The 25310-nt window shown below is 65.9% G+C and carries 26 protein-coding genes; 17 read left to right on the top strand and 9 right to left on the bottom strand.

Translation table 11 applies throughout. The features are described 5' to 3' along the window. The first annotated feature begins 89 nt into the window (after positions 1 to 89). On the top strand, positions 90 to 434 hold the full coding sequence (locus tag OLX02_RS03130; RefSeq protein WP_264420132.1) for a hypothetical protein: 345 nt from the start codon (positions 90 to 92) through the stop codon (positions 432 to 434). Positions 435 to 509: 75 nt separating this feature from the next. On the opposite strand, the gene eno is transcribed toward OLX02_RS03130, so the two are convergent. Beyond that, entirely contained in the window at positions 510 to 1796 is a 1287-nt protein-coding gene (eno, locus tag OLX02_RS03125) for a phosphopyruvate hydratase (RefSeq protein WP_264420131.1), read from the bottom strand. A 262-nt stretch (positions 1797 to 2058) separates the two neighbouring features. On the opposite strand from eno, the gene OLX02_RS03120 reads away from it, so the two are divergent. From OLX02_RS03120 to OLX02_RS03100, 5 genes are all read left to right on the top strand, one after another. Beyond that, positions 2059 to 2652 carry a hypothetical protein gene (locus OLX02_RS03120; protein ID WP_264420129.1) on the top strand — a complete coding sequence of 198 codons (594 nt, stop codon included), beginning with the start codon at positions 2059 to 2061 and terminating at the stop codon, positions 2650 to 2652. A gap of 37 nt (positions 2653 to 2689) precedes the next feature. Next, positions 2690 to 3073, top strand: coding sequence for a phage holin family protein (locus OLX02_RS03115; RefSeq protein WP_264420127.1), 384 nt, complete (start codon positions 2690 to 2692; stop codon positions 3071 to 3073). After that, complete coding sequence (locus tag OLX02_RS03110) at positions 3070 to 3378, top strand: hypothetical protein (RefSeq protein ID WP_264420125.1); 309 nt, start codon at positions 3070 to 3072, stop codon at positions 3376 to 3378. The genes OLX02_RS03115 and OLX02_RS03110 overlap by 4 nt, the downstream gene beginning before the upstream one ends. 35 nt (positions 3379 to 3413) lie before the next feature. After that, positions 3414 to 3869 (top strand): hypothetical protein, encoded by a 456-nt coding sequence (locus OLX02_RS03105; RefSeq protein ID WP_264420123.1) that lies wholly within the window; start codon positions 3414 to 3416, stop codon positions 3867 to 3869. A gap of 87 nt (positions 3870 to 3956) precedes the next feature. Further along, positions 3957 to 4181, top strand: coding sequence for a DUF4170 domain-containing protein (locus tag OLX02_RS03100; protein ID WP_264420121.1), 225 nt, complete (start codon positions 3957 to 3959; stop codon positions 4179 to 4181). Positions 4182 to 4270: 89 nt separating this feature from the next. Here OLX02_RS03100 and greA read toward each other — a convergent pair whose 3' ends face one another. The 4 genes from greA to carA form a co-directional block, all read right to left on the bottom strand. Next, entirely contained in the window at positions 4271 to 4747 is a 477-nt protein-coding gene (gene greA / locus OLX02_RS03095; RefSeq protein WP_264420120.1) for a transcription elongation factor GreA, read from the bottom strand. A gap of 121 nt (positions 4748 to 4868) precedes the next feature. Continuing rightward, on the bottom strand, positions 4869 to 8192 hold the full coding sequence (carB, locus tag OLX02_RS03090; RefSeq protein ID WP_264420119.1) for a carbamoyl-phosphate synthase large subunit: 3324 nt from the start codon (positions 8190 to 8192) through the stop codon (positions 4869 to 4871). Continuing rightward, the gene (locus OLX02_RS03085; protein ID WP_264420117.1) at positions 8192 to 8416 is read right to left on the bottom strand and encodes a hypothetical protein; all 225 of its coding nucleotides are present in this window, start codon (positions 8414 to 8416) and stop codon (positions 8192 to 8194) included. Before OLX02_RS03085 ends, carB begins: the two co-directional genes overlap by 1 nt. Before the next feature lie 15 nt (positions 8417 to 8431). Beyond that, entirely contained in the window at positions 8432 to 9610 is a 1179-nt protein-coding gene (gene carA / locus OLX02_RS03080) for a glutamine-hydrolyzing carbamoyl-phosphate synthase small subunit (RefSeq protein WP_264420115.1), read from the bottom strand. Positions 9611 to 9780: 170 nt separating this feature from the next. Here carA and OLX02_RS03075 point away from each other — a divergent pair, with 170 nt between their 5' ends. From OLX02_RS03075 to OLX02_RS03030, 10 genes are all read left to right on the top strand, one after another. After that, on the top strand, positions 9781 to 10236 hold the full coding sequence (locus tag OLX02_RS03075) for a GatB/YqeY domain-containing protein (RefSeq protein WP_264420113.1): 456 nt from the start codon (positions 9781 to 9783) through the stop codon (positions 10234 to 10236). Between the two features lie 7 nt (positions 10237 to 10243). Continuing rightward, on the top strand, positions 10244 to 12121 hold the full coding sequence (gene dnaG, locus OLX02_RS03070; protein ID WP_264420111.1) for a DNA primase: 1878 nt from the start codon (positions 10244 to 10246) through the stop codon (positions 12119 to 12121). 55 nt (positions 12122 to 12176) lie between these two features. Beyond that, the gene (gene rpoD / locus OLX02_RS03065) at positions 12177 to 14180 is read left to right on the top strand and encodes an RNA polymerase sigma factor RpoD (RefSeq protein ID WP_264420110.1); all 2004 of its coding nucleotides are present in this window, start codon (positions 12177 to 12179) and stop codon (positions 14178 to 14180) included. A 194-nt stretch (positions 14181 to 14374) separates the two neighbouring features. Beyond that, the gene (rpiB, locus tag OLX02_RS03060; RefSeq protein ID WP_264420109.1) at positions 14375 to 14812 is read left to right on the top strand and encodes a ribose 5-phosphate isomerase B; all 438 of its coding nucleotides are present in this window, start codon (positions 14375 to 14377) and stop codon (positions 14810 to 14812) included. A gap of 18 nt (positions 14813 to 14830) precedes the next feature. Then, entirely contained in the window at positions 14831 to 16135 is a 1305-nt protein-coding gene (glyA, locus tag OLX02_RS03055; protein WP_264420108.1) for a serine hydroxymethyltransferase, read from the top strand. Positions 16136 to 16139: 4 nt separating this feature from the next. Further along, complete coding sequence (locus tag OLX02_RS03050) at positions 16140 to 16346, top strand: hypothetical protein (RefSeq protein ID WP_264420107.1); 207 nt, start codon at positions 16140 to 16142, stop codon at positions 16344 to 16346. Between the two features lie 6 nt (positions 16347 to 16352). Further along, positions 16353 to 16829: a transcriptional regulator NrdR gene (gene nrdR / locus OLX02_RS03045; RefSeq protein ID WP_264420106.1), complete on the top strand. Its 477-nt coding sequence runs from the start codon at positions 16353 to 16355 to the stop codon at positions 16827 to 16829. Continuing rightward, positions 16826 to 17563: an RNA methyltransferase gene (locus tag OLX02_RS03040; protein WP_264420105.1), complete on the top strand. Its 738-nt coding sequence runs from the start codon at positions 16826 to 16828 to the stop codon at positions 17561 to 17563. The genes nrdR and OLX02_RS03040 overlap by 4 nt, the downstream gene beginning before the upstream one ends. A gap of 214 nt (positions 17564 to 17777) precedes the next feature. Next, positions 17778 to 18392 (top strand): 30S ribosomal protein S4, encoded by a 615-nt coding sequence (gene rpsD, locus OLX02_RS03035; RefSeq protein ID WP_264420104.1) that lies wholly within the window; start codon positions 17778 to 17780, stop codon positions 18390 to 18392. A 160-nt stretch (positions 18393 to 18552) separates the two neighbouring features. After that, positions 18553 to 18756 (top strand): hypothetical protein, encoded by a 204-nt coding sequence (locus OLX02_RS03030; protein WP_264420102.1) that lies wholly within the window; start codon positions 18553 to 18555, stop codon positions 18754 to 18756. A 4-nt stretch (positions 18757 to 18760) separates the two neighbouring features. Here the strand turns inward: OLX02_RS03030 and OLX02_RS03025 are convergent, their stop codons facing one another. Together OLX02_RS03025 and tgt are read right to left on the bottom strand one after the other, a co-directional pair. After that, a complete protein-coding gene (locus tag OLX02_RS03025; protein WP_264420101.1) occupies positions 18761 to 20761 on the bottom strand; it encodes an alpha/beta hydrolase family protein in 2001 nt (666 codons plus the stop codon). Positions 20762 to 20853: 92 nt separating this feature from the next. Next, positions 20854 to 21978: a tRNA guanosine(34) transglycosylase Tgt gene (gene tgt / locus OLX02_RS03020; protein ID WP_264420324.1), complete on the bottom strand. Its 1125-nt coding sequence runs from the start codon at positions 21976 to 21978 to the stop codon at positions 20854 to 20856. Between the two features lie 95 nt (positions 21979 to 22073). Here tgt and OLX02_RS03015 point away from each other — a divergent pair, with 95 nt between their 5' ends. Further along, a complete protein-coding gene (locus OLX02_RS03015) occupies positions 22074 to 22844 on the top strand; it encodes a TSUP family transporter (protein WP_264420099.1) in 771 nt (256 codons plus the stop codon). 3 nt (positions 22845 to 22847) lie between these two features. Here OLX02_RS03015 and OLX02_RS03010 read toward each other — a convergent pair whose 3' ends face one another. Then, positions 22848 to 24047 (bottom strand): cytochrome P450, encoded by a 1200-nt coding sequence (locus OLX02_RS03010; protein ID WP_264420097.1) that lies wholly within the window; start codon positions 24045 to 24047, stop codon positions 22848 to 22850. 92 nt (positions 24048 to 24139) lie between these two features. Beyond that, positions 24140 to 25282: an acyl-CoA dehydrogenase family protein gene (locus tag OLX02_RS03005; RefSeq protein ID WP_264420095.1), complete on the bottom strand. Its 1143-nt coding sequence runs from the start codon at positions 25280 to 25282 to the stop codon at positions 24140 to 24142. Positions 25283 to 25310 lie beyond the last annotated feature (28 nt).

Genomic DNA, 25310 nt, shown 5'->3' with positions numbered 1-25310 from the left:
CTCTCCCGCCGCCATGCTGGCAGAGGCGCACGTGAATGTGAAGCTCATTTAATTGAATGCTTAACCAGAAAGTTGAGGTGCCGGAACGCATGACCCCGCCGCGCGCTTGGCACTGCATGGACGGCCCTCTCGAATGGTTCGGCGCGCTGGGCGCGATCGTTGCCGCCGGCATGATCGCCGCCGATCTCGGCCGGCGCTGGACCGGTTGGGCCTTCGCGCTGTTCGTGGCTGTATCGGCCGCGTGGATCGCATCCGGACTTGCAAACGGAACGCCTCCCATCGTGGTGCAGAACGCGCTGCTGCTGGCAGTCAACGCCTGGGGCGTGTGGCAATATCTGCTCAGCCCCAGAAAGAAGCGCGAGATCGAAAAGGCGGAGGCCATCGCCGAGGAGGCGAAAGAGGAAGTAGCGAAGGAGGATTCAGAGGCCAGCTAGACGCCGGGATGGCGAACATACGAAAAGGGCCGCCCAAGCGGACGGCCCCTTCCCTCTTTCGGTGTGAAGCGCGGCTCAGCCAGCAAGGCGTCCGAACGCGCCCGTGCCGGCGTAACGGGCCGAGTTGCCCAGCTCTTCCTCGATGCGGATCAACTGGTTGTACTTGGCAAGCCGGTCCGAGCGCGCGAGCGAGCCCGTCTTGATCTGGCCGCAGTTGGTGGCGACGGCGAGGTCGGCGATGGTCGCGTCCTCGGTCTCGCCCGAGCGGTGCGACATGACGGCGGTGTAGCCATTGCGCTGCGCGATGCTGACGGCTTCGAGCGTCTCGGTCAGCGTGCCGATCTGGTTGACCTTCACCAGCAGCGAGTTGGCGAGGCCCTTGCCGATGCCCATTTCAAGGCGCTTGGGATTGGTCACGAACAAGTCGTCGCCAACCAGCTGGACGCGCTTGCCGACCTTGGCAGTGAGCGCGGCCCAGCCCTCGAAGTCGTCCTCGCTCATGCCGTCCTCGATCGAGCGGATCGGATAGGCATCGCACAGCGCGGCGAGGTAATCGGCCATCGCGTCGGGCGAGAGCGAGAGGCCTTCGCCGCTGATCTCGTACTTGCCGTTCTTGAAGAACTCGGTGGCGGCGCAGTCGAGCGCCAGGACCATGTCCTCGCCCGGCTTGAACCCGGCCTTCTCGATCGAGGCCATCACGAAATCGAGCGCATCGCGCGTGCTGGCAAGGTTCGGCGCGAAGCCGCCCTCGTCGCCCACGGCGGTGGCGAGGCCCTTCTCGTGGAGGCCCTTCTTCAGCGTGTGGAACACTTCCGCGCCCCAGCGCACCGCTTCGGCGAGCGAAGGCGCGCCGACCGGCATGATCATGAATTCCTGGAAGTCGATCGGGTTATCGGCGTGCTCGCCGCCGTTGATGATGTTCATCATCGGCACCGGCAGGACATGGGCCGAAACACCGCCGACATAGCTGTAGAGCGGCAGGCCGCGGGCATCGGCGGCGGCCTTGGCGACGGCCAGGCTGGTGCCGAGAATGGCGTTGGCGCCCAGGCGGGCCTTGTTCTCGGTGCCGTCGAGTTCGATCATGGCGAGATCGACATCGCGCTGGTCTTCGGCGTCGATGCCCAGCAGCACTTCGGCGATGTCGCTGTTGACCGCGGTGACGGCCTTGGTCACGCCCTTTCCGAGGTAGCGGCCCTTGTCACCGTCGCGCAGTTCGACGGCTTCGTGTGCGCCGGTCGAGGCGCCCGAGGGAACTGCGGCGCGGCCGAACGAGCCGTCTTCGAGCAGGACGTCGACTTCGACGGTGGGGTTGCCACGGCTGTCGAGAATCTCACGGGCATGGATATCAATGATCGCGGTCATGGTGGGCTCCCCCCTGATGGGCAAAGGCGTGGCACATGGCGTCGGGCGAGATATCCGTGCCGGCTCGCGCGAGGCTAATAGCGCTGGACATCGCCGTTCGGCCGCGCTCCTATCGGTTGGAACCCCCGCAAGCAAGCGGCGTTGAAGGGAGAAATGACGGGCGGAACGCAGGTGCAATATTTGCGAGCAAAAGCCAGCCCGTTGCCTTATTCTCACTTTCCCCCTGCGGGACCCGACCCCACGCTTCAAGAGGATCAAGTCGATGGCTGATACCCCCACGACCAACGGCACCACCGATACCGCCGCGCCGCTGACCCCGGTCGAGGGCGCAAACCTTGCCACCGATCAGGTTTCTGACGCCGCTTCGGGCGGTCTGGCCGATGCCAAGACGCGCTTTGGCAAGGCGATCGAGGAAGCCAAGGCCGGCGCCTCCGCGCTGAAGGACGAAGCGGTTGGCCGCACCGCCGCCTACAAGGACAAGGCCAGCACCGCGGCCAGCGACTGGACGGAACAGGCCAATGCCTATGCCGCCCAGGCCAAGGACAAGAGCCTGGAACTGGCCAACCAGGGCAAGACCAAGGCCAGCGACGCGCTTTCGTCGCTGGGCAAGACGATTTCGAGCACCGCGCCCACGATCGACGAGAAGCTGGGCGTCCAGTATGGCGACTATGCCCGCAGCGCCGCGCGCTCGATCCAGGAAACCGCGGCCAAGCTCGAATCGAAGGAGCTTTCGGAACTGGGCGAGGACGTGAAGGACGTGGTCCGCAAGAGCCCGGCGATCGCGGTCGGCATTGCCGCCGTGGCCGGCTTCTTCCTCGCCCGTGCGCTGGGCGGTTCGGACAAGTCGGACGCCTGATGCATCTGGCCAGCGCAAGGCGGTGGGCGTCTTGACCATGAAGAGCGAAACTTCCGCCGCCGCAGCCGGGCACGCCGCCAGCGATGCCTCGCTCGGCGACGGCATCCGCGCCCTGCTCGAGGACGGACAGACGCTGTTCGAGGCGGAAGTGGCGTTCCAGCAGGCGCGGGTGGGCTATGCGCTCGGCCGCGCCAAGGGCATTGCGCTGCTGCTGGTGGCGGCGCTGTTCCTGGCCTTCTTCACGCTCGTCGCCCTGGTGGTCGGCCTGCTCCTCGCGCTGATCCCCCTGCTGGGCGCCTGGGGCGCGCTGGCGGTGGTCGGACTGGGCCTCGCGCTGTCGGCCGCGCTGTGTTTCTTCTCAGCGGTGTCGCGCTTCCGCAAGGCGCGCGCGGTGATCTTGGACACGGAGGGCGGCGCATGAGCGATGACGCCAAGGCGCTGCACGAAGCCCGCGCTCTGCGCACAGAGGCCTGGGCGCTCGTCCGCAAGGACGTGGAGACGCTGCGCGACGGCCTCTCCGCCCGCCCGATCGGGCAACGGCTCAAGGACCGCGCCACCGACGAGGTGGTGGAAGCGATCGACACCGCGAAGGACGTCGCTGCCGAGAACAAGACGGTGATCGGGCTGACGATCGCCGCACTGGCCGGCTGGTTCCTGCGCCGCCCCATCGCGGGCATCGCGCAAAATCTGGCCGAGACCGTTACCGAAGCGCTGGACCGGCGCTGACCTCTTCCCCCTTCCTCTCCCCACAGGAGTCTGACGTGACCGAAGACCGCAACGCCCGCATCCGCGAACGACTCGACGCCGCCAAGGCCCGCTCGGGCGATCTCGCCAGGTCGGGAACCGAAACCGTGCGCGGGCTGGTGGAGGAACATCCGGTCGCCGCGCTCGCCGGCGGCATCCTTCTGGGCGCGCTGATCGCGCGGATGCTGCCCCGTGCACCGGTCAAGACGGCCGGTTCGCGCGCCTCCGCGCTTGCCGCGCTCGGGGCCGAGATCGCAGTGGCCTATGCCGCCAAGGCCGCGGAAAAGGGCCGCGAAAGCGTGCACAAGCTCGAGGATATCGGCGGCGCCGTGGGCGAAAAACTCAGCGATGGCACCAGCGAGGCCAAGAAGCGTGCGGTCGATTTCGCGGATATCGCGGCCGGCGCGCTGCGCGAAGCGGGCGAGATCGCGGTGAAGCGCGCAAACGAATTCGCCAGTCGCGTGAAGCGTTGATTCGCACATAGGGCTTTGGTCGCACTTGCAACGGCCCATCCCTTTTGCCAGTGGCGCTAGCGAATCCTCCCTCAAGGAAACTCGCATATGCAAAAGCTGCATCTCGTCATGGGCGGCCGGGTCAAGGACCCGCAGGGCCTCGAATTCGTCGATCTCAACGCCATCGACCTCGTCGGGGTCTTCCCTGACTACGCCGCGGCGGAAGATGCCTGGCGCGCCTGCGCCCAGCGCACGGTCGATGACGCTGAAATGCGTTACGTGATCGTGCATCTTCACCGGCTGCTCGAACCGGACCTGCCCCCCAAGGCGTAAGCGCCTGAATCGAAAAAGGCCCCGGAGCGCTTCCGGGGCCTTTTTCGTTGGCTCGGGCACCGCTGGGTGCCGTCAGGTGTCGTTCGGGTTCAGATGAACTCGATCTTCTCCACGACGTAGAACTTGTCGCCCGACGGAACGGTCACTTCGATCTCTTCCGCGACCTTGCGCCCGATAAGAGCGCGACCGAGCGGCGAATTGTAGCTGATGCGGCCGACCTTGGCATCGGCCTCGGCCTGACCAACGATCTGGTAGCGCACCTGCTTGTCGTCATCATCGAGCAACGTCACCGTTGCACCGAACACGATGCGATCGCCTGAAAGCGTGGTCGGGTCGATGATGTGCGCGCGGCTGATCCGGTCCTCCAGATCGCCGATGGTCGCTTCGACCTGGCCCTGGCGTTCCTTGGCGGCATGATATTCAGCATTTTCGGAAAGGTCGCCGTGGGCGCGCGCTTCCTCGATGGCGTCGACGATCTTCGGGCGCTCCTCGCGCAGCGCTTTCAGCTCGGCGGTCAGCTTTTCATAGCCTTCCTGGAGCATCGGCAGCTTTTCGACACTGGCCATCGGTATTCCTCTTTTCTTTCAGACCCTTGCGCTACGCAAACAAGGGAAAACCGTTCCCCTCCGGGGCGCATCGGCGCCCCGGACTTTCACTGCCGCTGCTGGGAGGGGGACCCGTGGAAGCTCAGCGATAATAATCCTGCAAGGAACGAACCGCAAGGTCGGCACTCCGCAGTGCCTCGATCGCCTCCGCCGTGGCCACCGAAGCGGCCGCAGTGGTGAAATAAGGGACCTTGCCGCCCAGCGCCGATCCGCGGATCGATGCGGAATCCTTGTGGCTCTGCCAGCCTTCCGTGGTGTTGAAGATCAGCGCGATATCGCCGTCGATGATCCGGTCGACGATATGCGGACGCCCTTCGGCCACTTTGTTGACGCGCTCCACATCCACGCCGTTCTCGGCGAGATAACTGGCGGTGCCGCTGGTGGCGACGATGCGGAAGCCGAGGCTGGCCAATTTCTGCACGGCAGGCAGCACGACCGGCTTGTCGGTTTCCTTGACCGAAACGAACAGCGTGCCCGACGCCGGCAGGAGAGTGCCCGCACCCAGCTGCGCCTTGGCGAACGCGACCGCAAAATTGCTATCGATTCCCATGACTTCGCCGGTCGACTTCATTTCCGGCGAGAGCACGGGGTCGACGCCGGGGAAGCGCGCGAACGGGAACACGGCTTCCTTGACCGCCATGTAGTCGATGTCGCGCTTGATCGCCGGCAGGTTCGCCAGCTTCTCGCCCGCCATGATGCGCGCGGCGAACTTGGCGATGGGCTGACCGATCGCCTTGGCGACGAACGGCACGGTGCGGCTGGCGCGCGGGTTCACCTCGATCAGGTAGACCAGCCCGTCCTTGACCGCGAACTGGATGTTCATCAGTCCGCGAACTTCAAGTGCCGTGGCAAGAAGCACCGCCTGGCGCTCCATTTCCTTCACGATTTCGTCCGGCAGATTGTACGGCGGCAGCGTGCAGGCGCTGTCGCCCGAATGGATGCCGGCTTCCTCGATGTGCTGGAGCACACCCGCGACGGTTACCGTCTCGCCATCGGCCAGCGCGTCGACGTCGCACTCGATCGCGTCGCGCAGGTACTGGTCGATCAGCACCGGGCTATCGCCCGAGACCTGCACCGCGGTGGCGATGTAGTCGTCGAGCTGGGCCTGGCTGTCCACGATCTCCATGGCGCGGCCACCGAGCACGTAGCTGGGACGGATCAGCACCGGGTAGCCGATGCGCGCGGCGACGGCGATCGCTTCGTCACGGCTGCGGGCAAGGCCATTGGCGGGCTGGAGCAGGCCCAGCTTCTCGACCAGAGCGGCGAAGCGCTCGCGGTCCTCGGCAAGGTCGATGGCGTCGGGCGAAGTGCCGAGGATGGGGATGCCCGCATCCTCAAGCGCCTGCGCCAGCTTGAGCGGCGTCTGCCCGCCGAACTGGACGATCACGCCGACGAGCTCGCCCTTCGACTTCTCGACCTCGAGAATTTCGAGCACGTCCTCGGCCGTCAGCGGCTCGAAATAGAGCCGGTCGGAGGTGTCGTAGTCGGTGGAGACGGTTTCCGGGTTGCAGTTGACCATGATGGTCTCGAACCCGGCGTCCTCCAGCGCGAAGCACGCGTGGCAGCAGCAGTAGTCGAACTCGATGCCCTGCCCGATGCGGTTGGGACCGCCACCGAGAATCACGATCTTCCTCGCGGCGGTGGGGTTCGCCTCGTTCTCCGGCGCGCCGAACAGGCCGCCTTCATAGGTCGAGTACATATAAGGCGTGACCGCCTCGAACTCGGCCGCGCAGCTGTCGATCCGCTTGAACACCGGGCGCACGCCCAGCTTGTGGCGCAGCGCGCGCACTTCTTCCTCGCTGGTCGCGCCGGCCATGGCGCGCAGCGTATCGTGCAGCAGGCCCGAACGCTTGGCCTGGGTCTCACCCAGCCCGCCGGCCACACCGACCGAGCGGACGGCGAGCGTGGCAAGGCGCTTGTCCGAGAAGCCCATCGCCTTCAGGCGGCGCATCCCGGCCGCATCGACCGGCAGGCCATTGGCCGCGACCTGCTTCTCTTCCTCGATGATCTCGTGGATGTGGCGCAGGAACCACGGCTCGTACTTTGTGACGGCGTGGACGTCCTCGACCGTGAAGCCTTCGCGGAACGCCTGGCCGACCGCGAGCAGGCGCTCGGGCGTGGCGCGCGACAGCACGGCCTTGATCTCGTCGCGGGTGGCGCCTTCCAGCTCGACCACGCGGTTGAAGCCGTCGAGGCCGGTTTCGAGGCCGCGCAGCGCCTTCTGCAGAGATTCCTTGAAGTTACGGCCGATGGCCATGACTTCGCCGACGGACTTCATAGCCGTTCCGAGGAGCGGCTCCGAACCCTTGAACTTCTCGAAGGCGAAGCGCGGGATCTTGGTGACGACGTAGTCGATGGTCGGCTCGAACGCGGCTGGCGTCGCGCCGGTGATGTCGTTCATGATCTCGTCGAGCGTGTAGCCCACCGCCAGCTTCGCCGCGACCTTGGCGATCGGGAAGCCGGTGGCCTTCGACGCCAGCGCCGAGGAGCGCGAGACGCGCGGGTTCATCTCGATCACGATCAGGCGGCCATCCGCCGGATTGACTGCGAACTGTACGTTGGAACCGCCTGTTTCCACACCGATTTCCCGGAGAACCGCGATCGATGCATTGCGCATGATCTGGTATTCCTTGTCGGTCAGCGTCAGCGCCGGGGCGACGGTGATGGAATCGCCGGTGTGGACGCCCATCGGATCGACGTTCTCGATCGAACAGATAATGATGGCGTTGTCGTTCCGGTCACGGACGACTTCCATCTCGTATTCCTTCCAGCCGAGGAGCGATTCCTCGATCAGGACTTCGGTCGTGGGGCTGGCTTCGAGGCCGCCGCGCACGATCTTGACGAATTCGTCCTTGTTGTAGGCGATGCCACCGCCGGTGCCACCCATGGTGAAGCTGGGACGGATGATCGAGGGCAGGCCCGTCGACTCCAGCACCGCAAGCGCTTCCTCAACCGTGTGGGCCACGCCCGAACGCGCGGATTCGAGGCCGATCTTGTCCATCGCCTCGCGGAAGCGCTGGCGATCCTCGGCCTTGTCGATGGCATCGGCATTGGCGCCGATCATCTGCACGCCGAACTTCTCCAGCGTGCCGTCGTTGAACAACGCGAGCGCGGTGTTCAGCGCGGTCTGCCCGCCCATCGTCGGCAGCAGCGCGTCGGGGCGCTCCTTCTCGATGATCTTGGCGACGACTTCGGGCGTGATCGGCTCGACATAGGTCGCGTCGGCCATGTCCGGATCGGTCATGATCGTCGCGGGGTTCGAGTTGACCAGGACGATGCGGTAGCCCTCTTCCTTGAGCGCCTTCACCGCTTGCGTGCCCGAATAGTCGAACTCGCAGGCCTGGCCGATGATGATCGGCCCGGCGCCGATGATCAGGATCGAGGAGATGTCAGTGCGTTTGGGCATTAGAGGTGCTTTTCTGCAAGATTGACGAGCTGCTCGAACGCCGATTTAGACAGGCGCAAGCTCTGAGAAACCTTCCCAGGCATCGCTCGATTTTTGGAACCATAAGTGTCGATTTGGACGAATTTCTCGCCGTCCGCCTCAACCAGCGAAATGGTAGCTTCGACTTCGGAATGGGTGCTCGAGCGATCTAGCGCTTTCTCGACGAGCTGACGAACAACGGCCATCTCAAGTCCTTCCGATCAAAGCATTCCCACGAACTTTTCGAACAAGTAGAAACTGTCCTGCGGTCCCGGCGAGGCTTCGGGGTGGTATTGCACGCCGAATGCCTTCTTGTCCTTGACCGCGATGCCGCAGTTCGAACCGTCGAACAGGGAAACGTGGGTTTCCTCGACCGTGTCGGGGAGCGCGGCGTTGTCCACCGCGAAGCCGTGGTTCATCGAGGTGATCTCGACCACGCCGTCGGCGAGCCGCTTGACCGGATGGTTCGCGCCGCGGTGGCCCTGGTGCATCTTGGTGGTGCGGGCACCGGCGGCGAGCGCCAGCATCTGGTGGCCGAGGCAGATGCCGAAGATCGGCACGTCACGCTCCAGCAGCTTCTGGATCACCGGCACGGCATAGGCCCCGGTCGCGGCCGGATCGCCCGGTCCGTTCGACAGGAACACGCCGGCGGGCTTGAGATCGAGGATCGCCTCCAGCGTGGTCTGCGCGGGAACGATGGTCACGTCCGCGCCAGCCTGCACCAGATTGCGGAAGATGTTGTCCTTGGCGCCGAAGTCCATCGCCACGACGTGCGGGCGCGTGCCTGCTTCGGGACGGGTGAAGCCCTCGCCCAGATGCCAGACCGAGCCTTCCCATTCCTCGTTGCCTTCGCGGCTGACGGTGCGGGCAAGGTCCATGCCTTCGAGGCCGGGCCAGTTGCGGGCGCGCTCGATCAGCGCGGGAATGTCGAACTTGCCCTTGGGATCGTGCGCGATCACCGCATTGGGTGCGCCCGAAAGGCGGATGCGGCGGGTGAGCGCGCGGGTGTCGATCCCCGAGAGGCCGATCTTGCCCTGCGCTTCAAGCCACTGCTGGAACGTGCCGGTGGAGCGGAAGTTGGCCGGATCGGTCACGTCCTCGCGCACGACGCAGCCCACCGCGCCCAGCACTTCGCCAGCCACGCCGTGGCTTTCCACGTCCTCGGCGTTGACGCCGACGTTGCCGATGTGCGGGAATGTGAACGTGACGATCTGCGCCGCGTAGGACGGATCGGTCATCACTTCCTGGTAGCCGGTCATCGCGGTGTTGAAGCACACTTCGCCGACGGCCGCGCCGACCGCGCCGAACCCGCGCCCCCAGGTCACCGATCCATCCGCAAGCACGAGGACTCCCGTCGCGCCGTCTGGTTGAGGCGCGTGCGAAAGTGCGGGGTCGGCCATGATCTGGGGCGCTCCGTTAGCAAGGGTTCTGGCGATGTCGCTAAGGCTCGCCCGCTAGACCTAACGCGCCGCAGCGTCAACCTAGCGAAGGCGGAAAGTTTCGCCTACATGACAGCGAACGGCGCCATCGCGCGCCAACATCCCCGCAAAATTGGACACAGGATACCACGATGATCCGCGATACGATCAAGGCCGCGCAGGTCGCTTCGATGAAGGCCGGCGACAAGACTCGCCTTGCCGCCGTCCGCCTGATCCTCGCCAAGCTGAAGGACAAGGACATCGAACTGCGCACCGCCACCACGGTGCCCGACGACGACACGCTGGTGGTCGACGTGCTTCAGAAGATGGCCAAGCAGCGCCGCGAATCGATCACGCTCTACGAACAGGGCGGCCGCCAGGAACTGGCCGACGTGGAAAAGGCCGAGCTGGCGGTGATCGACGAGTTCCTGCCCGCCCAGCTTTCGGACGACGACGCGAAGGCTGCCATCGCCGCGATCATCGCTGAGTCGGGCGCCGCCGGCATGAAGGACATGGGCAAGGTGGTCGCCGCGCTGAAGGCGAAGCACGGCAGCCAGCTCGACATGGGCAAGGCCAGCGGGCTGGTGAAGGCAGCGCTTTCGGCCTGATGGGACAGTGAGCCTTTCGCCCCAATGGCTGGATGAACTGCGCGCCCGGATCTCGCTTTCGGGCGTGATCGGGCGTTCGGTGCGCGTCCAGAAGGCGGGGCGCGAGTTCAAGGCGTGCTGTCCGTTCCACAACGAGAAGACGCCCAGCTTCACCATCAACGACGAAAAGGGCTTCTACCACTGCTTCGGCTGCGGCGCGCACGGGGACGTCATCCGCTGGATGACCGACCACCAGGGCCTGCCGTTCATGGAAGCGGTGAAGGAACTGGCCAGCCAGGCGGGGATGGAAGTTCCCGCGCCCGATCCGCGCGCGGCCATGCGGGCGGAGCAGCAGAAGTCACTCCACGACGTGATGGCGGCGGCGCAGGACTTCTTCGTGCGGTCGCTGGCGGGCGAAGGCGGGGCGGAAGCGCGCCGCTACCTCGCCTCGCGCGGGTTTCCGCAAGCGATCGTGCGCGAGTTCGGGTTCGGTTATGCCCCGGCGGGCCGGCAGGCGCTGAAGGAAGCGCTGTCCGCCTTTCCCGAGGCCATGCTGATCGAGGCGGGCCTGCGCATCGTGGTGGAGGGCAAGGATCCCTACGACCGCTTTCGCGACCGGCTGATGCTGCCGATCATGGACGCGCGCGGCCGGGTCATCGCGTTCGGCGGACGCATCCTGGCCGCCGACAAGACCGATGCGCCCAAATACCTGAACTCGCCCGACACCCCGCTGTTCGACAAGGGGCGCACGGTCTACAACCTGCACCGCGCAGCGCCCGCCGCGCGGTCTTCCAATCGCATCGTGGTGGTCGAAGGCTACATGGACGTGGTGGCGCTGGCGGCGGCGGGCATTGCCGAAGCGGTCGCCCCGCTGGGCACCGCGCTGACCGAACACCAGATCGAGCGGCTGTGGCGCGTGACGGAGTGCCCGACGCTGTGCTTCGACGGCGATGCCGCCGGCCAGCGCGCCGCGATGCGCGCGGTGGTGCGCGCGCTGCCAATGCTGATGCCGGGCCACTCCCTGCGCATCGCCGTCCTGCCGCAGGGCATGGACCCGGACGACATCGTGAAGAAGCAGGGCCCGCAGGCGATGGAAGCCTTGCTGGCCGAGGCCCGCAGTCTGATCGACGTGCTGTGGGAGGCCGAAAAGGCCGCCGGCCCGCTCGACACGCCCGAGGACAAGGCAGGTTTCAAGGCACGGCTCATGGCCCATGCCGACACGATCCAGCATCCCGATATCAAGGCGCTCTATCGCAGCGAGCTGAACCAGCGCTTCGGAGATTTCGCCTTTGCCCGGCGCGAGCGGGCGCCGTTCCAGCCCGCCCAGCGCACGGGCGGACAGCGCGGCGGAGCCCAACGCGGAGGCAAGGGACAGCCGTGGAAACCCGCGCCGCCGCCCCTGCCCGCCGATGCCACCGCGCGGATGCAGAAGATCGGTTCGCACGATGCGCTGCTGGCGGCGGTGCTCGCGGCACTTGTTGCGCGGCCTGCGGCGATCCAGCGCCACGCGGAGACGCTCGCGCGCCTCCATCCCGCGCAAAGCAGCCAGGCCGCATTGCTCGATGCATTGCTGGCACTGGCCGACTCGCAGGATGACCTTGAAGAGGGCCGACTTCTTACCATATTGGGCGAACGGCACCTCCGGGTGCCTTCGGCTATGGATTTTGGAGAGATACGGTTCGGCTTTCTCGCCCAGCGGGAAGGCAGTGCCGAGGAATTGGCGGACGCTATCGCATTGCTGGTGGAGTTTCCCGAGGTGGAAGCGGCGCTTGAAACTGCGAATCAGCGTTACCAATCCGAGCTTTCCCCGGAAACCGAGGCCGAAAAAGAACGATTGCGCGAACGAAGGCTGGCCTTGCTGGCCCGCTTGGGGCAAATGGGTCGCGCTCGTGCTTCGTTAGAATAAGCGTCCGTCCCGCGCAAACGGGGCACGGCTCGAAATAGGTGGTACACGGGGTTCAATGGCTTCGAACGAAAAGACCGATAGCGGCGACGCTCCGCTGATCGACCTCAACGACGCTTCTATCAAGAAGCTGATCGCGCGCGCCAAGCGCCGCGGCATCATCACCTATGACGAGCTGAACGAGGCCCTCCCGCAGGACCAGATGTCTTCCGAGCAGATCGAAGACATCATGGCCGCGATCTCGGAGATGGGCGTCAACATCGTCGAAAGCGATGAAGACGCCGTCGATCCCGAGGACAAGGCGAACGACGAGGAGGTGGAAGACACCGAAGCCGTCGACGATCGCCCCGACATCGTCAAGCGCAAGGAAACCATCGAGCGCACCGACGACCCGGTGCGGATGTACCTGCGCGAGATGGGCGCGGTCGAACTGCTGAGCCGCGAGGGCGAAATCGCCATCGCCAAGCGGATCGAAGCCGGCCGTGACACGATGATCATGGGCCTGTGCGAAAGCCCGATCACCTTCCACGCCATCATCCAGTGGTCCGAGGCGCTCAACGCAGGCGAAATGCAGCTGCGCGAGATCCTCGACCTCGACGCCATGCTCTCGAAGGAGCCTCAGCCGGAAAACCTGTCGGAAGACGGGGAAGAGGCCGACGGCGAAATCACCGAAGCCACCGCGGGTCCCACCTTCAAGGAAGAAGAGGACATCGAGGAGGAAGAGGTCGCCGAGGACGAGGACGACGAACTGCGCGAACGCCGCGCCCGCGCGCCCGAGGAAGAGGAGGAGGACAACACCCTCTCCCTCGCCCAGATGGAAGCGGCGCTGAAGCCCGCCGCGCTGGAAAAGTTCGCCGAGATCACCGGCCTGTTCCGCCGCTTCGAGCAGCTCCAGGCAGAACGGCTCGACGCGCTGGGGATCGGCAACGATTTCCCCGCCGCGAAGGAAACCGAATACCAGAAGCTGCGCGAGGAACTGACCGCGCAGGTGGAATCGGTGCAGTTCCACGCGACCAAGATCGAATACCTGGTCGATAATCTCTATGCCTTCAACCGCCGGCTGACCACGCTGGGCGGGCAGATGCTGCGCCTGGCCGAACGCCACAAGGTGCCGCGCAAGGACTTCCTCGACCACTACGTCGGGCGTGAGCTTGATGAAGGCTGGTTGCAGAGCCTGGCCGGCCGCGACAAGCGCTGGGCCGCTTTCGCTGGCGCCGAAGCTTCCGGCGTGGAGCGCATCCGCGCCGAGATTTCGGACATCGCCAGCGCCACGGGCATGTCGCTGGGCGAGTTCCGCCGCATCGTCAACATGGTCCAGAAGGGCGAGCGCGAGGCGCGCATCGCCAAGAAGGAAATGGTCGAGGCGAACCTGCGGCTCGTGATCTCGATCGCCAAGAAGTACACGAACCGCGGCCTGCAGTTCCTGGATCTCATCCAGGAAGGCAACATCGGCCTGATGAAGGCGGTCGACAAGTTCGAGTACCGCCGCGGCTACAAGTTCAGCACCTATGCCACCTGGTGGATCCGTCAGGCGATCACCCGCTCGATCGCCGATCAGGCGCGCACGATCCGCATCCCGGTCCACATGATCGAGACAATCAACAAGCTGGTCCGCACCAGCCGCCAGTTCCTGCACGAGCAGGGCCGCGAGCCCACGCCCGAGGAAATGGCCGAGCGACTCTCCATGCCGCTCGAAAAGGTGCGCAAGGTGATGAAGATCGCCAAGGAGCCGATCAGCCTCGAAACGCCGATCGGCGACGAGGAAGATTCGCACCTAGGCGATTTCATCGAGGACAAGAACGCGATCATCCCGGTCGACGCGGCGATCCAGGCCAACCTCAAGGAAACGGTCACCCGCGTCCTTGCCAGCCTGACCCCGCGCGAGGAACGCGTGCTGCGCATGCGCTTCGGCATCGGCATGAACACCGATCACACGCTGGAGGAAGTCGGCCAGCAGTTCTCGGTGACGCGCGAACGCATCCGTCAGATCGAGGCAAAGGCGCTGCGGAAGCTCAAGCATCCCAGCCGGTCACGGAAGATGCGCAGCTTCCTCGATCAGTAAATCAGGAAAAGCCCCGGCCCCCACGCCGGGGCTTTTTCCTTGGTGCGATCCTTGCCTGGTGCTGCCTCGTGCGCAGGAACCGGCCCCACTGCCCAAGGGGGTGGCCCCTCAAGACTGGCAATGCGACAAAGTCGCGACTAAGGGAGGCCCAACGAATCCCCCCTTCCCCCGCAAAGGACAGGCCCGCCTCGCCCATGCGCATCGCCATTGCTTCCGACCACGCCGCCGTCGACCTCAAGGCGACCTTGCGCGAATACCTGATCGAGCAGGGTCACGAAGTGGCCGACCTCGGCCCCGAGACCGCCGACCGCGTCGACTATCCAGACTATGGCTACAAGCTGGCCGCGGTCGTCGGCGACGGCACCGCCGACTTCGGCGTGGCGCTGTGCGGATCGGGCATCGGCATTTCCATCGCGGTCAACCGCAACCCCGCCATGCGCTGCGCGCTGGTGTCCGAGCCGCTGTCCGCCGCGCTCGCGCGCGAACACAACAATGCGAACTGCATTGCGATGGGCGCGCGCCTGACGGGCGAGGACATGGCCAAGGCCTGCCTTGACGCCTTCCTTTCGACCGACTTCGGCGGAGGCCGCCACGCCGGCCGCGTCGAGAAGCTTTCCAACCCTTCGTTCTGATCACAGGGAGACCGACGCATGGCCTCTAACGCCGCCGAGATCCGCAAGCCCGGTTTCTTCACCGAGCACCTCGCCACCGCCGACGCTGAAGTCTTCGCCGCGATCCAGGGCGAACTGAAGCGCCAGCAGAACAAGATCGAGCTGATCGCTAGCGAGAACATCACCTCGCTCGCCGTGCTGGAAGCCACCGGCTCGGTCTTCACCAACAAGTATGCCGAAGGCTATCCCGGCAAGCGCTACTACGGCGGCTGCGAATATGCAGACGTGGTGGAGACGCTGGCGATCGAACGCGCCAAGCAGCTGTTCGGCTGCGCCTTCGCCAACGTGCAGCCCAATTCGGGCAGCCAGATGAACCAGGCCGTGTTCCTCGCGCTGCTCCAGCCGGGCGACACCTTCATGGGGCTGGACCTCAATTCGGGCGGCCACCTCACCCACGGTTCGCCCGTGAACATGAGCGGCAAGTGGTTCCACCCGGTGCCCTACGGCGTGCGTCCCGACAATCACCTGATCGACATGGACGAAGTTGCCCGCATCGCGCGCGAGAACAAGCCCAAGCTGATCATCGCCGGCGGCACCGCCTATTCGCGCGTCTGGGACTTCCAGCGCTTCCGCGAGATCGCCGACGAAGTGGGCGCCTGGCTGCTGGTCGACATGTCGCACTTCTCCGGCCTCGTCGCCGGCGGCGCGCACCCTTCGCCCTTCCCGCACGCCCACGTGGTTACCACCACCACGCACAAGTCGCTGCGCGGCCCGCGCTCGGGCGTGATCCTCACCAATGACGAGGATCTGGCCAAGAAGTTCAACACCGCGGTGTTCCCCGGCCTGCAGGGTGGGCCTCTGGTCCACGTGATCGCGGCCAAGGCGGTTGCTTTCGGCGAAGCGCTGCGCCCCGAGTTCAAGGCCTATGCCGCGCAGATCGTCGCCAATGCCCGCGCGCTGGCTGCGAGCCTGCAGGAAGCCGGCCTTGCCATCGTTTCGGGCGGCACCGACAACCACCTGATGCTGGTGGACCTCACCGCCAAGGACGTGTCGGGCAAGATCGCCGAAAAGGGCCTCGATCGCGCCTGGCTCACCTGCAACAAGAACGGCATCCCGTTCGACAAGCGCTCGCCCTTCGTCACCTCGGGCATCCGCCTCGGCACGCCTGCCGGCACCACGCGCGGCTTCCGCGAGGACGAGTTCCGCCAGATCGGCCAGCTGATCGCCGAAGTGGTCGACGGCCTTTCGCGCAATGGCGAAGAGGGTGACGGCCAGGTGGAACAGCGCGTGCGCGACCGCGTCGAGGCGCTGTGCAGCCAGTTCCCCATCTATCCGGAGCTTTGATGCCATGAACGGTAACGACGATCTCGCCGCGCGCGCCAAGTCCGAGCTTTCGGGCATGGCCAAGCAGGGCATGGACCACCCCTCGACCAAGCCGGTGCTGATCGGCGCCGGGCTGGGCGCGGTGGCCGGCGCTCTGCTGCCGGTGGTCTCGCTTCCCGCGGGGCTGATCGTCGGTGCCGGGATCGCGTTCTGGCAGCGGATCAAGAAATAACCCGACGTGCGTTGCCCGTTCTGCGCCCATGACAACAGCCAGGTGAAAGACAGCCGGCCGAGCGAGGACAACACCTCGATCCGCCGGCGTCGCCAATGCGAGGGCTGCGGCGCGCGCTTCACCACGTTCGAGCGCGTGCAGCTGCGCGAAGTGCTGGTGGTGAAGAGCGGTGATCGCAAGGAGCCGTTCGACCGTTCCAAGATCGAGCAATCGGTCGCGCTCGCCTGCCGCAAGCGGCCCGTGGCGCAGGAGCGGCTCGACCAGCTGGTATCGGGCATCCAGCGCCAGATCGAGACGATGGGCGATGCCGAAGTGCCGTCCAAGGCGATCGGCGAGATGGTGATGGAAGGCCTGCGCCAGATGGACAGCGTGGCCTATATCCGCTTCGCCAGCGTCTACCGCGATTTCACCGAGGCCAAGGACTTCGAGGCTTTCGCCAGCACCGTTGTCGAAATGAGCGGGCGCGAAGTGGGCGGACAGTGAGCGAGACCCTGCCCCCCGTGATCGTCCTGGTGCGCCCGCAGCTGGGCGAGAACATCGGCAAGGCCGCGCGCGCCATGCTCAACTTCGGGCTGACCGAGATGCGGCTGGTGTCCCCGCGCGACGGCTGGCCCAATCCCTCCGCCGGCCCAGCCGCCGCGGGCGCGGACGTGGTGCTGGAACGGGCGCAGGTGTTCACCACGCTGGCCGATGCTGTGTCCGATTGCAGCCACGTCTATGCCACCACGGTGCGCAAGCGCGGCGTGAGCAAGCCCGTGCTGACGCCCGAGCAGGCGGCCAAGGACATCGTGCTGGCGCAAGGGCGCAGTGCGCTGGTGTTCGGCCCCGAACGATCGGGACTGGAAACCGACGATGTGGCGCTGGCCCGCGCGATCGTGACCGCGCCGATCAATGCGGAATTCGGTTCGCTCAACCTGGCGCAGGCGGTGATCCTGTGCGCCTATGAATATTCCAAGCACTGCGACCTGGTGCAGCCCACGGCCGAGGATCTGCTGCCCCCTGCCCCGCAGGAAGAGTTCGAGGGTATGTTCGAGCAGCTCGCCGCCATGCTGGAGCCGCGCGGTTATTTCGAGCCTTACAGCCGCGCTGCCGCCACGCGCCGCACCCTGCGCTCGATGCTGACCAAGCCGGGCTGGAACCACCTTGAAGTGCGCACGCTGCGCGGCGTGCTTTCGGCGCTGGCGCGCAAGCCCGGCCCGCGCGAAGGGCGCGGTTGAACCCCATCCCCGCCAAGGCTTGACTCTCGGCCGAAAGGCTGTAGTGGCCGCGCTTCACTTTGGACCCCGGCGGACACGTTCCGGCGGGAAAGTTCGATTGGCCCCGCAGACCCGGTGAAGCGGCGGCCGCATCTGGCAACAGGCTGGATGGTGCGTTCCGGGGCAACGATGCCGCGACAATCAGTTGTGGCCAGCAGATTTGAAAGGAACTCGCATGTCCAAGCGTCATGCTTCTAAGCACAAGATCGACCGCCGCCTTGGCGAAAACATCTGGGGTCGTCCCAAGTCGTCGGTGAACCGCCGTTCGTACGGCCCGGGCCAGCACGGCCAGCGCCGCAAGAGCAAGGTCTCGGACTTCGGCATCCAGCTGCGCGCCAAGCAGAAGCTCAAGGGCTACTACGGCGACGTGACCGAGAAGCAGTTCAAGCGCACGTACCAGGAAGCCGCCAGCATGAAGGGCGACACCGGTCAGAACCTGATCGGCCTGCTCGAACAGCGCCTCGACATGGTCGTGTATCGCGCCAAGTTCGCGCCGACGATCTTCTCGGCCCGTCAGGTCGTTTCGCATGGTCACATCTACGTCAACGGCGTGAAGTGCAACATCGCGTCGCGCCGCGTTCGCCCCGGCGACGTGATCAGCCTTGGTGCCAAGGCCAAGGAAATGGCCCTGATCGCCGAAGCGCAGTCGCTGCCCGAGCGTGAAGTTCCCGACTACGTCCAGCAGGACGGCACCGACAAGATCACCTACGTCCGCGTCCCGACGCTCGACGAAGTGCCCTATCCGGTGAAGATGGAACCGAACCTGGTCGTCGAATTCTATTCGCGCTGATCGGTTTCGAGCCGTCACGGCAAGCCAAGGAGGCGGGGTGCAAACCCCGCCTTTTTTGCGTCTGCGCGCAATGGATTCGGGGGTAATTCCGCCAACCGCAAAATCTTTGCGGCCGGTCGCCGGCAAGGGAACCTGGGCGGCCTAACGACATTGAGCGGGCATGACCGTGATGTATCGTTTCGTGACCCCGCACCGCTACGGCAAGTGGTATCCCGACCTCCTCACCGCACAGCGGCAGGCGAGCGCCATCGGCGCCGGATTCTTCGAGACGCGCACTGGCGTGTTCTACCAATATCCGGGAACGCAGCTGGAAACGCGCGCACTGGAGGAAGAGGACACGGCGGCACGCGAACTCGCCGCCTAGGCGCTCAGAGCCCCAGCGCGGTTCTCAGGAAGGAATCGCTATCCGCCAGCACGCGCGTTCGCGCCGCAGTGCTGGCCAGTTGATGATCGAGATCCGGGAATTCGACCAGCGTCACCGATTTGCCCGCATCATGCAGCCGGTCGCGCATCAGGCGCGACTGGCTGATATTGACGTTCACATCGCGGTCGCCGTGGAACAGCAGCACAGGCGCCTTGATCTTCTCGGTGTTCTGCGCGGGCGAGCCCTCGCTGATGTGCGGACCGGACCCGATGAAGTCGCGGGTGAGCTTTGATCCGAGATCAAGCTTGAACCGCGCAAGGTCGGTCACCGGTGCGATCGCGATCACGGCCTTGAACAGGTCCGGATCGAGCACGTTGCCCTGAAGCGCGGCATAGCCACCATAGGACCAGCCGACGATGGCCAGCTTGCCTGGAGCTGCGATGCCTTGGCTGCGCAGCCAGCGCCCCGCGTCGTCCACATCTCCGATAGCGGTCTTCCACGATTGGAAGCCGTTCTGCTTGTACCATTCGGAACCGAACCCGGCCGAACCGCGATAGTTCGGTTGCAGTACGGCGAACCCCCGCACCGCGAAATACTGCACCATCCAGTCGAACCCCCATTCGTCGCGCGAACTGGGGCCGCCGTGGGGCATCACGATGGCGGGCAGGTTGTTGCCCGTGCTGCCCGGCGGCAGCGTCAGGTAGGCCGGGATCGGGGTGCCGTCCGCCGCCGGATAGGAGATGGATTGCATCCGGCCCATCTTCACCCCCACCAGCTCGCCCCGCACCGGCAGCAGCGGCGCCAGTTGGCGCGTCGCCTTGTCGAAACGGTAGAACATGCCCGGATCGACATCGCTGGACGCAAGCAGCAACAGCTTGTCCTCACCCGCGCTGGCACCAAGAAACGTGACGCTGGGCTGCCCAGGCAGAGCCTTGCCCAGCCCTGTCCCCAGCTTCTTCAGCTCAGGATCGAAGAATTCGTAGCTGCGGATATCGGAGGCATAGCTGACGCCCACGACCCGCCGATCGCGCCCGATCCGCACCAGCGAATCCACATCGACGCCAGGCCGCGACAGCACCAGCTTCTGCGTGTCCGTGCCATCAAGCGCGATGGAATAGAGCGCCTTGTAGCCGTTGAGATCTTCGAAGCCGTAGACCACGTTCTGTGCGCTATCGACCGCATAGGGATCGAAGCCGATCGGCAATCCGGTACTGCCGACCCGCACCGTCGACAGCGGCTGCCATTGACGCGATCCGGCCAGGCGGAAGGAATACTTGATCTTGTTGCGGCGGTCGCCGTCGGGATCGCGCGACTGGACGCCCATGATGCGCACGTTGCCCTGGCCGTCGCTGATGTACTCGACGGCTTCCGAAAGCGGCCGCTCGACGTTGTGGCGCTGGCCGGTGGCCGTATCCACTGCCTCCACGCCAAAACCTTCGATCTCGCGCTTCACATTGGCCTGCGCGGCCGTGTCAGGAACGTAATAGCGGGTCATCAGGACGCTGCCCGGCTTGCCCGGTAGGTCCCAGTCGATGACTACGCCGCCGGTCAGGGCGACCGTACCAAGAGTGTTGCTGCCGACGCCCGCCGAGAGCCGCTGCACATTGCTGCCATCCCCGTTCATCGCGAACAGGCGGCTCATCGGAAAGAGGAAGCCGCCATAATCCACGACAGTGTAGTTGGAGCAAACGATGCGCGTGTCGGTCGCCCAGACGCAGCGCTGCAACTGTTCGGTGCCCGCCTTCTGCGCGAGGATAGCCTTCGGCTGCCCCCCTGCGGCCAGATCGGCGACCATCACCAGCGCGCCGCCCTGCGCGCGCGACGCGATGTAGACGACCTTCTGCCCATCGGGCGAAATGCTGATCTGCCGGACCGATTCGAGCGCGCCGAACCGGGCTGCCAGCGCGGCGCCATCCCCCTGATCGCCGACCGGCTGCTGGGCCAGAACCGGATGGGACAGCCCGGCAAGCAGTAGCCCCGCAAATCGCCGCGCATACAGTTTCACGATGTTGTTTTCCCGCCTGTTACCGCATTCAGGGTTACAGCCGGAACCGGTGCGCGCAAGCGTCCGGAGCACCTTTTGCGCTACTGCGGTGTCTATTTCCGCAAGTAGTCCCGACGGAAATCGGCCGCGAATGCTGCAAAGCGGCCTGCGGTAATCGCGGCGCGCATCCCCGCCATCAGTTGCTGGTAGAACGACAGGTTGTGTTCCGTCAGCAGCATCGCACCCAGCATTTCCCCGGATTTCTGCAGGTGGTGGAGATAGGCCCGGCTGTACTTGGCGCAGACCGGGCAGGTGCAGCGTTCGTCCAGCGGGCCGGTGTCTTCGGCGTGGCGCGCGTTCCGCATGTTGAGCGGCCCGTTCCAGGTGAACGCCTGCCCGTTGCGGCCCGAGCGCGTGGGCAGCACACAGTCGAACATGTCGACCCCGCGCTCGACCGCGCCGACCAGATCGTCGGGCTTGCCCACGCCCATCAGGTAGCGCGGGCGATCCGCCGGAAGCTGGCTCGGCGCGAATTCGAGCGTGGCGAACATCGCCTCCTGCCCCTCGCCCACGGCCAGTCCGCCGATGGCATAGCCATCGAAGCCGATGTCGGTCAGCGCGTCGGCGCTTTCCTTGCGCAGTCCTTCGTCCAGCGCCCCCTGCTGGATGCCGAACAGGGCCGAGCGGGCGGCGTGTTCCTCGCCCGCATCGAAGCCGGCGCGGCTGCGGCGCGCCCAGCGCATCGACATTTCCATCGAACGGGCGATGCCATCGCGCGGCTGATCGATCTTGGGGCACTCGTCGAACGCCATGACGATGTCCGATCCCAGCAAGCGCTGGATTTCCATCGAGCGTTCGGGGCTGAGCATATGGCGCGAGCCGTCGAGGTGGCTGGCGAACGTCACGCCTTCCTCGGTGATCTTGCGCAAGTCCGAAAGGCTCATCACCTGATAACCGCCGCTGTCGGTCAGGATGGGGCGATCCCAGCCCATGAATTTGTGCAGGCCGCCCAGCCGCGCCATGCGCTCGGCGCCGGGGCGCAGCATCAGGTGATAGGTGTTGCCCAGGATGATGTCGGCGCCGGTGCCGCGCACGTCCTCCACCTTCATCGCCTTCACCGTGGCGGCGGTGCCCACCGGCATGAACGCGGGCGTGCGGATTTCGCCGCGCTGCATCTGGATCGCGCCGGTGCGGGCCTTGCCGTCGGTCGCGTGGATCTGGAACGAGAAGCGGGTCATGGGAACAAGCCGGTCCATGGGAGGCGTTCCCGATCGCGGGACGCACAGGCCAAAAGGAGATTGCGGCCCTTAAGCGCAATTGCCATGGCGCGCAAATGGCCGATCCTTTCCTTGTCCCCCTGTGGCTCTACCCCGCGCTGACCGGCACGGCCGTGGTCACCGGCTTCATCGACGCCATTGCCGGCGGCGGCGGGCTGATCATGATGCCCGCGCTGATCTATGCCGGGCTGCCGCCGCACGTGGTGCTGGGCACCAACAAGGTGCAATCGATGTGCGGCACCGGCATGGCGACGTGGCGCTTCTGGCGCGCCGGGCTGTTCTCGATACGCGCGGCCCTGCCGCTTGCCATCACGGTGTTCGTCGGCGCCACCATCGGCGCGCTGCTGGTGCAGCGGCTCGACGCGGGCGTGCTGCGGCTGATCGTGCCGCTGCTGCTGATGGCGGTGGCGCTCTATACCGTGCTGTCGCCCCGCATGGGCGACGAGGACGCGCACGCCAAGCTGAGCGACCGCGGATTCCTGCCGGTGGCGGGCGGCGTGGGCTTCTACGACGGGTTCTTCGGCCCCGGCGCAGGGCAGTTCTATGCGGTCACGCTGGTGGGCCTGCGCGGGCTGGGACTGACCCGCGCGACCGGCCTGACCAAGCTGCTCAACGTGACGAGCAACATCGCCAGCGTGATCGTGTTCGCGATCGGCGGGCAGGTGCTGTGGCTGCTCGGCCTGTGCATGGGCGCGGGCGCGATGACCGGAGCGGTCATCGGCAGCCATTTCGCCACGCGCCACGGCGCCAGGGTGATCCGCCCGCTGCTGGTGGTGGTCAGCCTTGGCCTGACCGGGCGGCTGCTGTGGAGCTGGTTCGCCGGATAGGCGCTACCACACCAGCGGCAGCGCGGTGCAGGCGCCGACATTGCCGCCCTTCATCGTCACCGGCCGCTCCGGGTCGAGCGCGAAGGCGGGCATGGCGGCAAGCCAGGTGCGCAGGAACACGATCATTTCCATCCGCGCGAGACCCGCGCCGACGCAGCGATGCGCGCCGGCGCCCATCGTGGTGTGGCGCACCGGGGTCAGCCCGCGCGCGTAGTCCACCGCATCGGGCGCATCGAAGCACGCCGGATCAAGATTGTGCAGGACGCTGGGCAGATAGACGATGTCGCCCTTGCGGATCGTCACCCCGTCCGCCTCTACATCGACCACCGCGTTGCGGCTGACCGAGACGGTGGGATAGCGGCGCATCAGCTCGTCCGCGGCCGTCGGGATCAGGTCGGGCCGCTCGCGCAGCAGGTGCTGGTCCTCGGGATGGCGCGCAAGGTGCAGCGTGACCATGCCGATCATCGCGGCCACCGTGTCCAGCCCGCCGAACAGGAGGTTGCGGCACATCCGCCGCGCCTCGTCCACGCTCCACGGACGGCCGCCCACGCCTTCGGACAGGATGCGGCTGAACAGGTCGTCACCGGGCGCCGCCATGCGCTGCTCGATGAACGGCCAGAGGTAATCATCGGCCGCATCGCGCAGCTGCTCGACCGTCATCGAGCCATCCGGACGGGTCAGCTGCACGCCCAGCGTGCGCAGCCGCGGGCGGTCTTCCAGCGGCACATCGATCAGCGAGAGGAAGATGTTGAGCGGCAGGATTTCAGCGAAATCGGCCACGAAATCGCAGGCTCCGCGCGGGCGCAATCCATCGACCAGTTCCTGCGCGACCGCTTCCACCTTGGGTTCGAGCGCCACCACGAAGCGCGACGCCAAGCCCTTCATCACCGAGGTGCGAAACGGCCCGTGTTCGGGCGGGTCCTGCTGCAGCGGGATGAAGCGCATCACCTCGCCCAGTCCCGGCGTCACCGCGAGACATTCGCTGGAAAGGCGTTCGGCATCGGCCCAGAGCGTGCGGACCAGTTCGCCGCGCGTGGCGATCCAGTGCCCGCCGTTGGCGGTGCTCCACACCAGCCCCGGCGTGCCCGGGGCCTGCAAGGTGCGCCACGCGGCGAAATAGTCGCGCTCCACACCGGGCGGGTTGAAGATGTCGAAATCGACCACGCGGTCGGCCGGCACGTGCGGCGGGGTCGCCAGTTGCATCATTCTCTCCCGGTATGTTTGGCCGGGAGGCTATGGCGCGGCGCTGCCGGGGGCACCTGCCACTTGGTGCAGGTGCCCCCGGCGCCTGCGGATCAGCCGAAGCCGAGCGCGTAGCGACCGATGATGGCGTTGTGCATTTCCGTGCCGCCCTCGGCGATCAGCTTGGCGCGGGAATCGCGGAAGTAGCGGTTGATCCCGGTCGAATCCATCATGCCGCTGCCGCCCCAGGCCTGGAGCAGATCGTTGCAAACCTCGAACGCGGTTTCGCAGACCCACGACTTGCAGGTGGAGCCGAACACGAGATCGCGGCGACCTTCATCGAACAGGCGCGTGCCGGTGTAGAGCGTGGCGCGCATCGCCTCGATCCGGTTCCAGCACCGCGCCAGCCGGTCCGCCCACGGGGAAAGCGCCACCATCGGCGCGCCGTAAAGCTCGCGGCTTTTCACGTATTCCAGCGTCTTTTCGAACATGCCGACGGCGCAGCCAAGCGAGGTGGCGGCATGGCCGAGGAAGCTCGCCTGGTTGGCGATCAGGCCGATGTCGGCATTGGCAGTGAGCAGGTCGCCCAGCACGGCGTCGGGCGAAATCTCGATGTCGGTGAAGCTGATCGGGCCTGTGTTGGTGCCCCGCCAGCCCAGCTTGTCCTCATAAGGCGCGACCGAGAAGCCCTCCTGCTCGGCCTCGACCACCACGCAGCCATAGCCCTTCTCACCCCCACGCTCGGTACGGCACATGATGAGGTAGGTCCTGGCCTCGCCCTGCGTGCAGAACAGCTTGGAACCGTTGAGGCGGTAGGCGTTGCCATCGGGCGTCAGCTTGGTCTGGTGATATTCGATATTGCCCGCGCCCGAAGGCTCGGTCTGCGAATAGGCCATCAGCCGCTCGCCGCTGACCGTCTTGGGCAGGATGCGCCGCTTCTGCTCCTCGGTGCCCAGCACCAGCACGACTTCGGGGCAGAGGATCATCTCGACCGAGACAAGGCCGGCATAGGCGGGCGAGGCCTTGGCCAGTTCCTCCAGCACGAGGCAGGCGGTGGTCAGATCGGCGCCGGTACCGCCGTATTCCTCTGGAATAAAGAGGCCGAAGAAGCCCTGCTCCGCCATCTTCGCGGTGAGTTCGGGCGGCGTGCGCTCCTCCCGGTCGATGCGGTTGGCGAGCGGCTCGATCTCCTTCAGCGCGAACGCGCGCGCCGCGTCGCGGAACGCTGCCTGGTCCTCCGTCACGAAATGACTCATGTCCGTCTCCCGTTTTTTTGTGCCACGA

Source organism: Novosphingobium sp. KCTC 2891, from assembly GCF_025938155.1.
Lineage (GTDB): Bacteria > Pseudomonadota > Alphaproteobacteria > Sphingomonadales > Sphingomonadaceae > Novosphingobium.
The sequence above is the reverse complement of the archived record's forward strand: the minus strand, read 5'-3'. Positions and strand labels throughout refer to the sequence as shown.